This is a genomic window from Halanaerobium congolense (assembly GCF_004366375.1).
GTDB lineage: Bacteria > Bacillota > Halanaerobiia > Halanaerobiales > Halanaerobiaceae > Halanaerobium > Halanaerobium congolense.
The window spans coordinates 22324-36939 of sequence record NZ_SOEF01000012.1 but is presented as its reverse complement, the minus strand read 5'-3'; the positions used below and the strand labels follow the sequence as shown (position 1 = coordinate 36939).

Here is a 14616-nt window from a genome sequence, read left to right as displayed (position 1 = left end):
TACATACTGGTAGGTGAACATAAATGAACATAACTAAACATAGGAATAGCCCGGTAGGTTGGGGGTCCTCCGGGCCTTTCACAGGGGAAATTATTCTATATCAAATTATCATGGAAAACTTTTATTAAAAATATAAAAATCAAATAAAATTGCCTGTATACCAAAAAGAGGCATGTTTAGGCAAAAACACCAGTAGATAGGTAGCGCTCACCTGTATCTGGGGCAATGACTACTATTCTCTGTTCTTGATCAAGCTCTTTAGCTAATCTAAGTGCAGCGGCAACTGCAGCCCCAGTGGAAATACCGGCAAAGATACCTTCTTTAACAGCTAAATCTTTTGTTGTTTGAAAAGCTTCTTCATTTTTGACTTTTTCTACTCGGTCAATAACGTCAGTATTCAAGACCCCAGGGATAAAACCAGCACCAATTCCCTGAATCTTATGTGGTCCAGCTTCTTCTCCAGAAATAACAGCTGAATTTTCTGGCTCAACTGCTACTACTTTAAGATTATTAATGATTTCTTTTAATTTTTCTCCAGTTCCAGTGATAGTTCCACCGGTACCAACACCTGCTACAAAATAATCAATTTTACCATGAGTTTCAGTAATTATTTCTTCAGCAGTAGTTTTTCGGTGAATATCTGGATTTGCTGGATTATCAAATTGAGACGGAATGAAGCCGTTTCTCTCAGCTGAAATTTCTTTTGCTTTTGAAATTGCACCCTTCATACCTTCTGAGGCAGGTGTCAAGACTAATTCTGCACCATATGCTTTCAGCATTTTTTTTCTTTCTTCACTCATTGATTCTGGCATTGTCAAGATTACTTTATAACCTTTAGCTGCACCTACCATTGCAATTCCAATTCCTGTATTACCGCTGGTTGGTTCAACTAAAACACCACCTGGTTCAATTTCACCAGATTTTTCAGCTTCAGAAATCATATTAAAAGCTATTCTATCTTTGATACTGCCTCCAGGATTAAAACTTTCCAGTTTTAAAACAACTTCAGCATCTGTATCAGAAACTAAACTGTTTAACCTAACTAAAGGAGTATTACCAATTAATTCAGTTACATTATTAAAAATCATTAAAATTCCTCCTAAATTTCAAACGATTTTAAAGTTGATTACTTTACTTTGAATTATATTATAATATAGTATTTTAAAACTGTCAACTATATTTAGAAAAAAGAATATAAATTATATTTTTTAGCTGTAAAACTAAATTTTTAAAGGAAATCTTTCATTATTAGAAATAAAAAGGTATAATATAATTACTGTAGAATTAAATAAAATAAGAAAGTAATGAAATTTATAATTTATAGTATGAGATAAGGGGGGAATTTTAATGACTTACTTTTTTGCTAAAGTATTTTCAACAATGGTTGCTCTATTGGTAGCTGCTTATCTATTACCGGGAATAACTGTAGCAGGTATCTGGACAGGTTTTTTTGCAGCAGTTGTTTTAGGTTTTGTTAATGGTTTTATTAGACCTATTTTTACAATTTTGACTATACCTTTTACTATTTTAACCTTTGGACTTTTTTTGCTGGTGATTAATGCAATTATGATATCTTTAACTTCAGTACTTGTTCCGGGGTTTATGGTAAATGGATTTTTTTCTGCTTTACTGGCTTCAATAATTGTTAGTTTTGTTTCTAGTATTCTACACAGTATGTTCGAGGAATAATTAATTCAAAATCAATGGGATTTTTTGTTTAAGGGGGATTATAAAATGAGAAATAATAATTTTTTAATATTAACTCTGCTTTTTATATTAGTGTTTACAATGTCTGTCTCTGCAGATCAACTTAACTTGCAGAATGGACAGTCTTTAAGAGGAACTATTGAAAATAATAACGTTGAGATTAGAACTCCTTATGCTGAAATTAAAGTCCAGAGCCGTTTTCTTAAAAGCATAAAGAATAAAAATGGAGGCTTTGTGTTTAGATTATCTGAAAACAACCGTTTTACTGGTGAGTTGTTGAACAATATAACTATAGCATCTGATTCAGGAGAGAGAACTTTTAGTCCTGCTGAAATTGAGGTGGTTAGCTTTTCAAATACAAGTAGTTTTAAAAATAATAGAGGGGTTAATATAACAGCTACAAATGGTGATTTTTTCTTTGCCAATACTGTAGAGGACAGTGTTAGTATCAAAACATCACTGGGAAGTCCACTAAATATAAGGTATAGTAATATAGTCAGCATTGAATATCTTAAAAATGAAGACTTATATCTGATTAACAGAAAAAATGCTTCAGAGGTTAAAGCTAACTTTTCTCAACAAAGATTAATACTCTGGCCATCTGCTGGAGAAATTTTTGAGATGGATTTAAATTATCTGCAAAAATTAATTGTTAATTAGAGATAAAATTTGGAATTTAATCTTGAATTTGTATTTATAATAAGTTAGAATAAATTATGTTAAATTGTTTATATATTTTGGAGGGATAGTTGATGAGTCAAGAGTTTGGGAATAATGGGCCGGAGTATTACGATGAATATGAGATAGATTTACGAGAATATATAATATTATTGTGGAATAATAAACTCTTTATTGGAGCAATAGTTGTTTTAGCAGTAATTGCTGCTTTTGTTATATCTTCATTTGTGCTTTCACCTCAGTATGAAAGTGAGGCCAATATTATAGCTCCTAATTTTCAATTATTAAATGGTAATGTTGTTTCTAATGAAGATTATATAGCTGTTTTAACTGGTGATATGGTAATGAAAGAGATACTAGACATAGTCAACCAGGAGAGAAGTAAAGATAATGAAATTAAAATACAAGGATTATTAGATCGACTAAATTATAGTATGAGCGAAAATACTGACCAAATAAATTTTAAATTTAATTTTAACGATCCCGAAAAAACTCAGTCAATTCTAAAACAATGGATTAATATTTTTATTAATAGAATAGAAGAGTTTTTAGTTAATGAGAACAATTCTTATTATAAAAACATTGAAAATAAGGCTAATGCTGATTATAAAAAATATCAAACTGCATTAGAAAAATTAACTAATTTTAGAAGTGAAAATAATCTAAATTTTTTAAGAAAAAATTTAGATAATAAAGAAAGTAAAGTTATAAAATTAAATTTAAATATTATGGATTTAAAAAATGTTTTAGAAGCAGAAAAAAAAGAACTTGAATATATAACTTCAAGACTGGAAAATACTGAAAGATATTTAGTTCGTAAAAATTTGATAAGCGATGAATTTTTACAGAAACTTCAGGCTGTTAATTCTCAAACGAGTTTAATTAATTTACTAAATACAGAAGAAGAATTTTTGAATCCTGAATTTGAAAATTTAATTAATCGTGAGATTAATTTATCAACCAGGATTACATCAAAAGAGAATAATTTAGAAAATTATATTGAAGATCGAGAAAAATTAAATCAAGAAATTTCAGAACTACAGAAGAAAATTTCTGTTTTATCTAAAGAAAAAACAATAATTCAAGATGAATTAACGAATAGTGAAAAATCATATAATATTTCTAATGAAAAAATAAGATCACTAGATCAAGCTTTAGCTGAAAGAGAATTTAATTTTATAGTATTATCAACACCTAATCTACCTGAAGATCCAGTCAGTCCCAACACAAAACTAAATGTTGCTATTGCGGCAGTGCTTGGATTAATGTTGGCTGTCTTTATAGTTTTCTTTAAAGAATTTATGAAAGAAGAATAATTAAATATCAATAAAAAATCCCAGAAGGTTTCAACTATCAAAGTGAAATCCTCTGGGTTTTATTTTTAGTTTAAGAAACACCATTCCAGTGCTTTTTCTTTCCCCTTTTCTAAATTAGCTAGGGTTTTAAATTTAAGCGGTCCATATTTTAAATAAGTTTTTTCAAATTTATTTAAATACTTTAATTCAGATTTTGACGCATTATTTTTTGCTCTTTTTAAGATTTCTGCTATCAGCTTGCTTCTTTGATTATTTTTTTTATCATTAATCATTTTGTTATTAAAATTTAAGAAATCTTCCTGATTGTAGTTTAAAGAAAGCTGATATAAATAATCTAAATTTTCCTGGTTATAAAAAATATTCTTTAATAAAGCCACAAAAGAGAAGTTATAGGGATAAGGGAGAGCATCAGCAGCTCTGATTTCAATATATTTTTTTGTTCGAACATCCGGAAAAACCATTGAAAGAAAATGATCTATTTCTTCTGGATTATCATTTTCCATGACATTTTTTAGCGTTTTATTTCCGGTATAAATCAATTCATTGTCTTTTTTTCTGATAATTGGTTCTGTATTCAATAGATATGCTGCATAATCACTGTAGCCAAACTCTTTATTGAAAATTCCATTGATAGTTCCAGAACGCTGCTGGTCACATTTAGTCCAGATATCTTCTCTAATACTGGCATTAGCTGCTTTTTCACCTTCAAAAAAAGGTGTGTTATCAAAAAGGTAATAAATTAAAGGAGACAAAAAGTAGCCAACCCTCATTTTTTTAATATAATCTTTTTCATTGATATAATCAATGCTCATCTGGACTGAAGCAGTCCCTTTCATCATATTATGAGCATATTTGCCCTTATCTTTAAAATATTTATACATAAAATCATAGCGTTTTTTCGGTAATAAAGGAATATCCTTAATTTTACTTGCTGGCTGATATCCTAAAACAGCTATTTTTTTATCCCATTTGTTTAAAATAGATTTAAGCTCATCGATAAAATCAAGGTAAATTTTTTCTATTTGCTTTAAGTCAGAAAAGGGGATAATGCTTAACTCTAGCTGTCCACCTGGTTCAAGGGTAACAGCCTTATGCTCACTATTTAGTCCAACTAAGTGTTCTCCTTCATAAATTTCTTCCCAGGCATTATTTTTTGCTAATTCTTCCAGTAATTCTTCTATACCCATCTTTTCAAAATAAGAAAGAGCTGTTAAATCAGCATTTAAAATTAAATGTTCAAACTCTACTCCAATTTTATGACATTCTTTTTTGCTTTCAGCATTTTCAAAATAATTTACATATGTATTAATCTGGCTTTTATAATTCATAATCTGTCCTTTCTAAGATAATTTAGATGTTTTAAATTAGATTAAAGTTGATAAAATTACTTATATATTATTATATTATAAATAAATCAGCTATTTCCTGCTTTTGTAATGAAATTTTATCAGTTTGGGCTTTAAATAGCAAAATATGTCGAGTTTTTTGTTTGAATATCAAGGATATTTATAATAAAATTAGATTGGGAAATTATTCATCAATAAAATTTATATACAGGGAGAATGATAAAATGAAAATCACGGTTGCAGGCGCTGGTTATGTTGGTCTTTCAAATGCAGTTTTACTTGCTCAAAACCATGAAGTAACTGCAGTAGATGTAGTAGAAGAAAAAGTGGAGATGATTAATCGTAGAGAATCTCCAATTGTTGATGCTGAACTTGAAGATTATTTGACCAATAAAGAACTTGATTTAAAAGCAACAACTGATTCATTAAAAGCTTATAGAGAAGCAGATTATGTTGTGATTGCAACACCTACTAATTATGATCCAGATCAAAATTATTTTAATACAAGGACAGTTGAGGCTGTTGTAGCAAATGTGCTTTCTTTTAACGAAAATGCAGTAATGATTATCAAATCTACGGTGCCGGTAGGTTATACGGAAGAGTTGAGGGAAAAATTTGATACAGAGAATATTATTTTTTCACCAGAATTCTTAAGAGAGGGTAAAGCGCTTTATGATAATCTATACCCTTCCCGTATTATTGTAGGAGAACAGTCTGGTAGAGCAGAAGAATTTGCTAACCTTTTGATTGAAGGTGCAGAAAAAGAAGATATACCTGTTTTATATACAGATTCAACAGAAGCTGAGGCAATTAAATTATTCGCCAACACTTATCTGGCAATGCGGGTGGCTTTTTTTAATGAGCTTGACACTTATGCCGAGGTCAGAGATTTAGATAGCCGACAAATTATAGAAGGTGTTGGTTTAGATCCAAGAATTGGTGATCATTATAATAATCCTTCTTTTGGTTATGGAGGTTATTGTCTGCCAAAAGACACTAAACAGCTGCTTGCTAATTATCAAGATGTGCCAAACAATATTATGCAGGCTATTGTAGATGCCAATAGAACTAGAAAAGATCATATCGCTGAAATGATTATTAAACAGCAGCCGAAAAAGGTTGGGGTTTATCGCTTAACAATGAAGAAAAACTCTGATAACTTCAGACAATCTTCTGTCCAAGGTGTGATGAAGAGAATTAAAGCTAAGGGAATTGAGGTAGTTATTTACGAACCAACCCTCGAAGAAAATGAATTTTATAGATCAAAAGTGATTAAAGATTTGGATGAATTTAAAACAGAATCAGAAATTATTGTGGCAAATAGGATGGCTGCAGAGCTAGAAGATGTAAAAGAAAAAGTTTATACTAGAGATTTATTCAACAATAATTAGTTTAAAATGAGCAAGCATCTTCCTTTTTGCAAAAAGGAAGATGCTTTTTAAAATTCAACTCCATAGCTAAATTTTAGAGCTTGTTAAACTTTATTTATTTTTTAACCAAAAACGGCTTCTTTCATTATTTAATTTACCATCACTGCTGATTGCAATACCAGTATATGGAGTCCAGCCAACTATTTCTGTTACATAAAAAACATCACTAATATTTATTAGTACTGGCATTTTGTCTATGGGATCTCTCATTGTAATTTGCCCATCTTTACTGCTGTAACCTTTAACTGTAATCTTTTCTCCTTCAGCATCAAAGTTATTAACTATTCTATTTGTGTGGGCATTAAATAATGCTTTACCATTAATTGAAGGAGCTAACCAGGGGTGCATTCTACTTCCCATTCTCATTTCTACTACACCTGAGATAGATTCCATTTCTTTTTCACTTGGATAAGGATAATTAGCTTCAGCCTGGGAATCTATAAAAGTTGTGCCTTGATAAATAACCTCATTTTTAAGCAGCCCTTCTAATTTGCTGTCAACCAGCAGATCAGAATTAAAGTTTGCTAAATCATCTTTTATTGACCAGTTTAAAAGTTGAATGGTGGAACTATATGTTAACAGATCGTCATTTTTTTTGATGAATAGATCATGAATATCTGATGAAATGTATTCAACATCAAAGAGATTTAATTCAACAGTAGGATTTTTTTCATTAACTCTATTTTTGGCAATTCCACCATAGTTAATTAGGTTCTGATTTGTCAAAACAAGCAAGCTGATCTCACTGACGCCATGATCTGATTTGGTTATTTCTAAAGGATAATAGAGTTCATCAGTTTTAAATTTATAAGAGATTGCCTCATTTATTTCTGGATCAGGACTGACCTCAATTGTATCAAAAACAAAATAGTTATAACCGCGATTAATATAGTTATTGATTGTACTCTTTAGACTGTCCGAAATTTGAGGAGTCTTTTCCCCTTTTTCTTCTAGATGATTATTGACCCAGCTAACAAAGTAATCTTGATTTAAAACTTTAACTACAAGGATATCATGTGATCCGATAACTACCTCTTCTTTAATTTCAGCAGCAGGAGTTTTTGATATTTCGCTTCTAAAAACTGGCTGCCGTAAATTATCAAAAAATTTCTGAATAACAAATTCATTGGCTCTCCTTAGAACATCGCGGCTTGACTTTTTAACCTCAGGTTCAGCTGGTAGAGGCAAAACCTGTAAAATTTTAGTTGCTTCTGAAGCATATAATTCTGTAGATAAAATTAGAATTTCCTCTTCACCATTCCAGGCAATTAGAGCATCCTGACTTGGTTCAAAAATTCTGACTTCTGGAATATATGGTATTGATCCCCTGTCTGCAGAAGCAGCTGTTGGTAAAATCAGCAAAAATACCACCAATAACAAAATAGTTTTCTTCAATTTAATCCCCTCCCCATTTTATTGTGATATTATATAATTCTGCATCTGTCTATTTTATTCCTGCCTGAAACTTGGACAGCTAATAAAAAAAAAGAAGAATCAAGTTATCTTAATTATGGGTAAAAAAGCATGAAACTATTAAACAACACGCGAATATCAAGAATAAACTAATTTAAATAATTCTAATAATTTAGAATACAGATTAAAGCCAATAAAAGATGTTGAAAAATTTGACAGTAGAATTGTAAAGTATTATACTTAAAGAGGAAATATCAATATAAATTTAACTTATAATAGGAGGGAAAGTTATAATGGCAAAACAAATGAAAACGATGGATGGAAACACTGCTGCAGCTCATGTAGCATATGCTTTTACAGATGTAGCAGCAATCTATCCTATTACTCCTTCATCTCCAATGGCTGAATTAGTTGACTCATGGAGTGCAAATGGTCGTAAAAATATTTTTGACCAAGAAGTGAAATTAACTGAAATGCAGTCTGAGGGAGGGGCATCTGGTGCAGTACATGGGTCCCTAGCGGCAGGAGCTTTAACAACTACTTTCACAGCTTCTCAGGGATTATTATTAATGCTGCCTAATATGTACAAAATTGCTGGTGAACAATTACCTGGCGTTTTTCATGTTAGTGCACGTACTGTTGCTACACATGCTCTATCAATTTTTGGTGATCACTCTGATGTGATGGCTACTCGTCAGACTGGTACAGCTATGTTAGCTTCCGGTAGTGTGCAGGAAGTTATGGATTTAGCTGGTGTTGCACATCTTGCATCAATTAAATCAAGCATTCCTTTTGTACATTTCTTTGATGGATTTAGAACATCTCATGAGTACCAAAAAATAGAAGTTTTAGATTATGATGATCTAGCAGAATTGGTTGACTATGGTAAAGTTAGCGAATTTAGACATAGAGCATTAAATCCTGAGCGTCCTAAAACTATTGGAACAGCTCAAAACCCTGATATTTTCTTCCAGGCACGTGAAGCTTGTAATAGTTTCTACGAACCAATACCTGATATTGTAGAAGATTATATGCAGGAAATCTCTGAACTGACAGGTAGAGAGTATCATCCATTTAACTATGTAGGTGCAGAAGATGCTAAATATATTATTGTTGCTATGGGTTCTGCAACTGATACTATTGAAGAAACAGTTAAATACTTAGTTGACCAGGGAGAAAAAGTTGGTCTGATTAAAGTTAGGCTATATCGTCCTTTCTCTGAAAAATATTTCATGAAGGCTCTTCCAGAAACTGCTGAGAAGATTGCTGTATTAGATAGAACTAAAGAACCTGGTGCATTAGGAGAACCACTTTATGAAGATGTAAGATCTTTATTTTACGATCATGAAAAACGTCCTGTAATTGTTGGTGGACGTTATGGTTTAAGTTCAAAAGATACAACACCTACTCACTTTAAGGCTGTATTTGATAACCTTAAAGAGGATAAACCTAAAAATGGCTTTACACTTGCTATTAATGATGATGTTACACATACTAGCCTTGAACCAAAAGAACATATTAATACTTCTCCAGAAGGTACAGTTCGCTGCAAGTTTTGGGGTCTTGGTTCTGACGGTACTGTTGGAGCTAACAAGAATGCAATTAAGATTATTGGTGATAATACAGATAAGTATGCTCAGGCATATTTCTCTTATGACTCTAAAAAATCAGGTGGTGTTACAGTATCCCACTTGCGATTTGGAGACCAGCCAATTAAATCAACTTATTTAATTGACGAAGCTGATTATGTGGCCTGTCACAACGAATCATATGTAGATAAATTTGATATGGTACAGGACTTACACGATGGTGGAAGCTTTGTGCTAAACTGTACCTGGTCCAAAGATCAATTAGCTAAGAATATTCCAGCAAAAATGAAGAAGTATATAGCTGATCATGATATTAACTTCTATACAATTAATGCTGTAGATATTGCTCAGGAAGTTGGCTTAGGTCAGCGAATCAACATGGTTATGCAGACTGCCTTCTTTGAAGTAGCAGATATCATTCCTGTTGATGAAGCAATTGAATACTTAAAAGAAGCTATTCAGAAATCTTACGGCCATAAAGGTGATAAGATTGTTGAAATGAATTATAAAGCTGTAGACAAAGCTATGGACGCTTTAGTTAAGATTGATGTACCTGCTGAATGGTCCAGCGCAGAAGCTGCAGAAAAGGAAGAGGAAGAAGACGTGCCAGCATTTGTTAAAGATGTACTGAGAGTTGTTAATGCTCAAAAAGGTGATCAGTTACCTGTTAGTACATTTGTCGGCCGTGAAGATGGACACTTCCCTCCAGGACTATCTAAATACGAAAAACGTGGAATCGCAGTTAATGTACCTAACTGGTTAAGCGACAAGTGTATTCAGTGTAACCAGTGTTCATTAGCCTGTCCACATGCTGTAATTAGACCTTTCTTACTGGATGAAGAAGAAGCTGCAAATGCTCCAGAAGGATTTGAAACTCTGGATGCTCGCGGTAAGCAGTTAGAAGGCTTACAGTATAAGATTCAGGTAAGTCCTTATGATTGTACAGGTTGTGGAGTTTGTGCTGATGTCTGTCCTGTTGATGCATTAGAAATGACTTCATTTGCAGAAATGGCAGCCAAAGAAGCAGACAACTGGGATTATGCTATTGACGAAATTTCTATTAAGGATGACTTAATGGATCCTGTTAATATCAAAGGTAGTCAGTTCCAGGAACCACTACTTGAGTTCCACGGTGCCTGTGCCGGTTGTGGAGAAACAGCTTATGCTAAGCTTGTAACTCAGTTATTTGGAGACAGAATGTTAATTGCTAACGCTACAGGTTGTTCTTCAATCTGGGGTGGATCTGCTCCTGTATCTGTTTACTCTACTAACCCAGAAGGACACGGACCAGCCTGGGCTAACTCCTTATTCGAGGATAACGCTGAGTATGGTTACGGTATGTTCTTAGCTAATCAGCAGATTAGAGCTAAGATTGCTGACCTGATGGAAGAAGCAATTGAGCTTGACTTAGATGCTGAATTAACAGAACTAATGCAGGAAATGTTAGATAACTATAATGACGGCGAGAAAACTAAAGAAATCAAGAAGAAAATGATGCCTTTACTCGCTAAGTACAGCGAAAACGAAGTAATTGCTGAGATCGTGGACCGCAAAGAGTTCATTACTAAGAAATCTCAGTGGATCTTCGGTGGAGACGGCTGGGCTTATGATATCGGTTATGGTGGCTTAGACCATGTTATCGCTTCTGGTGATGATGTAAATGTATTAATCTTTGATACAGAGGTATACTCCAACACCGGTGGACAGTCCTCTAAAGCTACTCCAACTGCTGCAGCTGCTAAGTTTGCTGCTTCAGGTAAGAAGATCAAGAAGAAAGACTTAGGCCAGATGGCTATGACTTATGGTTATGTTTATGTAGCTCAGATTTCTATGGGAGCTAATATGAACCAGGCTATTAAAGCTATCGCAGAAGCTGAAGCATATGATGGACCTTCCATTGTAATTGCTTACGCTCCCTGTATTTCACATGGTCTGAAAAAAGGTATGGGCTGTAGTGTTAGCCAGGAGAAAGATGCTGTTAAGGCAGGATACTGGCACTTATTCCGCTTCAACCCAGAACTCAAAGAGCAAGGAAAGAATCCATTTAGCATGGATTCCAAAGAGCCTACAGAAAGCTTCAGAGACTTCATTCTTAGCGAGGTACGTTTCTCCTCCCTACAGAAGACATTCCCTGATCTTGCTGAGGAACTCTTTGAAAGATCAGAACAGGATGCAAAAGAGCGCTATCAGTCCTACAAGAGACTGGAAGAAGCTTATGCTCCTGAAGATGAAGAGTAATTCTAAAGAAAAAATAGCTTAAAAATAAATATAAAGAGCAAGGATAAAAGACCAGCGGGACGCCGCTGGTCTTTTTGCTTTTAAACGTACAGGTGCCGTGTACCACCCGGATTATGTCTTTTTGTGTCGAAAAATAAAATGATTTAAATTTTATTTTTATTGTAAAAATATTGAAATTATACAAATAAAAGTATATAATAAAATTAAAATGAACTAAAAAAATGGAGGGTGTATTAAATGGTTCGTAAAAAGAGAATCTGGTATCCCGGGGCAAAATATCACATAATAAGCCGGGGGAATAAAAAGAAAAATATTTTTTTAGATAAAGTTGATTATCAAATCTTTTTAGATATTCTAAAAGAAATGAATAGAAAACAACCCTTTACAATTATTAGTTACTGTTTAATGCCGAACCATACTCACCTTCAGGTAAGAACTTTTGATGTTGAGATCTGGAAAATCATGAAAGGAATCAACTGGCGTTATGCAAGATATTTTAATGAGCGATACAGCACAGTAGGTCACGTTTTTCAGGGGCGTTATGTTTCCAAAATAATAGAAAATAATTACTACAACTTAATTGTAAATCGCTATATCCACCTTAATCCGGTTAAAGATAAGCTGGCCTTAACCCCCAAAGATTATCGTTGGAGCAGTTATAGGACCTATTTAGGAGAAGAAAAAAGTGATTTAGTTGAAGAAAAAGAAATTCTGGACTATTTTGGTGGTGAAAGAAGTTTATACAATAAATTTATAATGCGATTTGTTCAAGACTTCAAATAATTTTTATAAAGTCTTTCTTATTTAAAATATAAGATGTTTAATTGGTGTCTGTCCAATACTTTTAGGGGGCGTTACAATTAAATTAAATAATCGAACAATTTGTAATGAGTTTTACTAAAATTAATCTAATTATAATGGAATTATTAAAGGATTGGTATTGATTACGAAGAATATTATATGTATAGAAATATTGTGGAGGTGAGGCAGTTGATTTTGAATTGGACAGGAATTTTTAGACTTGTATTAACGGCTTTTCTGGCAGCATTAATTGGTTATGATAGAGAAAAGCAGAATAAAGCGGCAGGTATTAGAACAAATGTTATTGTTGCTGTTATTTCGTGTGTGATTATGATTTTGTCAGTGGAAGTCGCTAAAACTGGAATTGGAAGCAGTGGAGTTGAAGGTGACCCTGCTCGCCTGGCTGCTCAGGTTGTAAGTGGAATTGGTTTTCTAGGTGCAGGTACAATTATTAAACAGGAAGATAAGGTTGAAGGTTTGACAACTGCGGCCAGCCTCTGGGGAGTAGCGGGATTAGGTCTGGCGGTAGGATATGGTTTATACGATTTATCAATTGCTGCAGCTTTGATTATTTTGATTAGCTTACAGGTAGCTCCTTTTTTAAAGAAACGAGTTTAGCAATGTTAGTTATTTTAACAATTTTATCAGCAGCGCTGTTAACAGCAGCCAATTATTATCCTGATTTATATTTTTTGAGCTGGATTGGTTTTTTTCCTTTCTTATATTTTATTTTTATCTTAAACAAGAATGAGCTAAATTATAAGCGAGCTTTTTTAGCCGGCTGGAATCTCGGCTTTTGGATTTTAATCTTTTCTTCAAATTTTCTTTATCATTCAATCGAGATCTATACAGAGGCTTCATTTTTTTTAATAATATTTATTTTAATCTTATTATTTTCATTACTTGCCTTTGTTTATGCAGTGTTCTTTATGATTTATTTTTATTTTCAGCAAAAATTATTTGCAGGTAATCAATTTAATCCATTTTTATTCGCAATTGTTTGGACTGTAATGGAAGTTGTTCGCTATTACTTATTTTATTTCTTTCCCCTTGCAAATCTCGCTTATACACAAGTTGAATTTTTATCTTTTATTCAGTTGGCTGAAATTGGTGGAATTTGGATTTTAACTTTTATTATGGTTTTAGTAAATGCCTTGATTTTTAAACTCATTTTTTATAGGCAAGCCAAAAATGCTTTTGTTATAGTTTTAATATTTTTGTTTATTTTTATTTTTGCTAATTATAGAGCAGAAATAGTTTCTGAAAATACAGGTCAATTTTTAGCTGATCAAAATTTTAAAATAGGAATTATTACAAGTAGAATTGATCAAAATAGAAAATGGAATTTAAGCCAGCTTGAACAAAATCTTAATCTAACCTTAGATGCTGCTTCAAATTTGGTGGGAGCAGAATTAATAATTGCTCCTGAAACAAATATAACCTTTGATTTCCATGCTAATCAAAAGTATAGAGAAAAATTTTTGAATAAAATAGCAGCAGAATTTAAAAAACCAGTTCAAATTGGATCGTTAGCAGGCAGAGATTCAATTAGTGGTCGCTTTAATAGTTCATTTTTAATTTCACCTGCCGGAAAAATCATTTCTCGTTACGATAAGAATTTACTCCTCTATTTTGGAGAAAGATTTCCTTTTGAGGATACTCTGAATAAATATATTCCTTATAATTTTTCTTCACTTAATGCCGGTCAGCAGCAGCATATTTTTAAATATAAGAATTTTAAATGGAAAACTGTAATCTGTTCTGAAATATTATATCCAGATTATGTCAAAGATGGCTCCAAAAATGTAGATTTTATAGTAAATCAAACTAATGAAGCCTGGTTTAAAGAGAGCCGACTGTTGAAGAATTTAATGTGGCAGGCAGCAGTTTTGCGGGCAGTTGAGAATAGAACTGTAGTCGTTAAAACAGGAAATTATTCACATAATGGAATAATTTATCCTTTGGGAAATTATGAAAAGACGATCTCAGGTCAAAATTATCATTTATTAAATTTAAATCAAGCTTCTAGAAAAGCTTTTAAAAAGCCATTCTTTTCTGATATAATCAATTAAGACAACGTTCAAAGAATCAAAAACAC

At 32.5% G+C, this 14616-nt stretch carries 11 protein-coding genes; 8 read left to right on the top strand and 3 right to left on the bottom strand.

Annotated features, from left to right (window positions below):
• Positions 1-176: 176 nt before the first annotated feature.
• Positions 177-1088, bottom strand: a complete 912-nt coding sequence (cysK, locus tag C7954_RS05690) for a cysteine synthase A (protein WP_073158066.1) — start codon at positions 1086-1088, stop codon at positions 177-179.
• A gap of 259 nt (positions 1089-1347) precedes the next feature.
• On the opposite strand from cysK, the gene C7954_RS05685 reads away from it, so the two are divergent.
• The 3 genes from C7954_RS05685 to C7954_RS05675 all read left to right on the top strand — a co-directional run bounded on the left by C7954_RS05685 (position 1348) and on the right by C7954_RS05675 (position 3701).
• The gene (locus C7954_RS05685) at positions 1348-1689 is read left to right on the top strand and encodes a phage holin family protein (RefSeq protein WP_073158069.1); all 342 of its coding nucleotides are present in this window, start codon (positions 1348-1350) and stop codon (positions 1687-1689) included.
• Positions 1690-1734: 45 nt separating this feature from the next.
• Positions 1735-2367, top strand: coding sequence for a hypothetical protein (locus C7954_RS05680; protein ID WP_073158071.1), 633 nt, complete (start codon positions 1735-1737; stop codon positions 2365-2367).
• Between the two features lie 92 nt (positions 2368-2459).
• Entirely contained in the window at positions 2460-3701 is a 1242-nt protein-coding gene (locus tag C7954_RS05675; protein ID WP_134059061.1) for a GumC family protein, read from the top strand.
• A gap of 65 nt (positions 3702-3766) precedes the next feature.
• Here the strand turns inward: C7954_RS05675 and C7954_RS05670 are convergent, their stop codons facing one another.
• A complete protein-coding gene (locus tag C7954_RS05670; protein WP_073158079.1) occupies positions 3767-5029 on the bottom strand; it encodes a glutamate--cysteine ligase in 1263 nt (420 codons plus the stop codon).
• A 242-nt stretch (positions 5030-5271) separates the two neighbouring features.
• Here C7954_RS05670 and C7954_RS05665 point away from each other — a divergent pair, with 242 nt between their 5' ends.
• A complete protein-coding gene (locus tag C7954_RS05665) occupies positions 5272-6438 on the top strand; it encodes a nucleotide sugar dehydrogenase (protein ID WP_073158082.1) in 1167 nt (388 codons plus the stop codon).
• Positions 6439-6528: 90 nt separating this feature from the next.
• Here the strand turns inward: C7954_RS05665 and C7954_RS05660 are convergent, their stop codons facing one another.
• On the bottom strand, positions 6529-7872 hold the full coding sequence (locus tag C7954_RS05660) for a DUF2330 domain-containing protein (RefSeq protein WP_073158085.1): 1344 nt from the start codon (positions 7870-7872) through the stop codon (positions 6529-6531).
• 311 nt (positions 7873-8183) lie between these two features.
• Here C7954_RS05660 and nifJ point away from each other — a divergent pair, with 311 nt between their 5' ends.
• The 4 genes from nifJ (at position 8184) to lnt (ending at position 14590) form a co-directional block, all read left to right on the top strand.
• Positions 8184-11717, top strand: a complete 3534-nt coding sequence (nifJ, locus tag C7954_RS05655; protein ID WP_134059059.1) for a pyruvate:ferredoxin (flavodoxin) oxidoreductase — start codon at positions 8184-8186, stop codon at positions 11715-11717.
• 237 nt (positions 11718-11954) lie between these two features.
• Positions 11955-12500, top strand: coding sequence for a transposase (locus C7954_RS05650; protein WP_073158091.1), 546 nt, complete (start codon positions 11955-11957; stop codon positions 12498-12500).
• A gap of 207 nt (positions 12501-12707) precedes the next feature.
• Complete coding sequence (locus tag C7954_RS05645) at positions 12708-13136, top strand: MgtC/SapB family protein (protein ID WP_073158094.1); 429 nt, start codon at positions 12708-12710, stop codon at positions 13134-13136.
• Between the two features lie 2 nt (positions 13137-13138).
• Complete coding sequence (lnt, locus tag C7954_RS05640) at positions 13139-14590, top strand: apolipoprotein N-acyltransferase (protein ID WP_089719945.1); 1452 nt, start codon at positions 13139-13141, stop codon at positions 14588-14590.
• The last annotated feature ends 26 nt before the right edge of the window (positions 14591-14616 follow it).

Bases quoted from the DNA above. Each gene is read 5' to 3' on its own strand.
- cysK (WP_073158066.1), bottom strand. From the start codon at position 1,088: ATGATTTTTAATAATGTAACTGAATTAATTGGTAATACTCCTTTAGTT.
- C7954_RS05685 (WP_073158069.1), top strand. From the start codon at position 1,348: ATGACTTACTTTTTTGCTAAAGTATTTTCAACAATGGTTGCTCTATTG.
- C7954_RS05680 (WP_073158071.1), top strand. From the start codon at position 1,735: ATGAGAAATAATAATTTTTTAATATTAACTCTGCTTTTTATATTAGTG.
- C7954_RS05675 (WP_134059061.1), top strand. From the start codon at position 2,460: ATGAGTCAAGAGTTTGGGAATAATGGGCCGGAGTATTACGATGAATAT.
- C7954_RS05670 (WP_073158079.1), bottom strand. From the start codon at position 5,029: ATGAATTATAAAAGCCAGATTAATACATATGTAAATTATTTTGAAAAT.
- C7954_RS05665 (WP_073158082.1), top strand. From the start codon at position 5,272: ATGAAAATCACGGTTGCAGGCGCTGGTTATGTTGGTCTTTCAAATGCA.
- nifJ (WP_134059059.1), top strand. From the start codon at position 8,184: ATGGCAAAACAAATGAAAACGATGGATGGAAACACTGCTGCAGCTCAT.
- C7954_RS05650 (WP_073158091.1), top strand. From the start codon at position 11,955: ATGGTTCGTAAAAAGAGAATCTGGTATCCCGGGGCAAAATATCACATA.
- lnt (WP_089719945.1), top strand. From the start codon at position 13,139: ATGTTAGTTATTTTAACAATTTTATCAGCAGCGCTGTTAACAGCAGCC.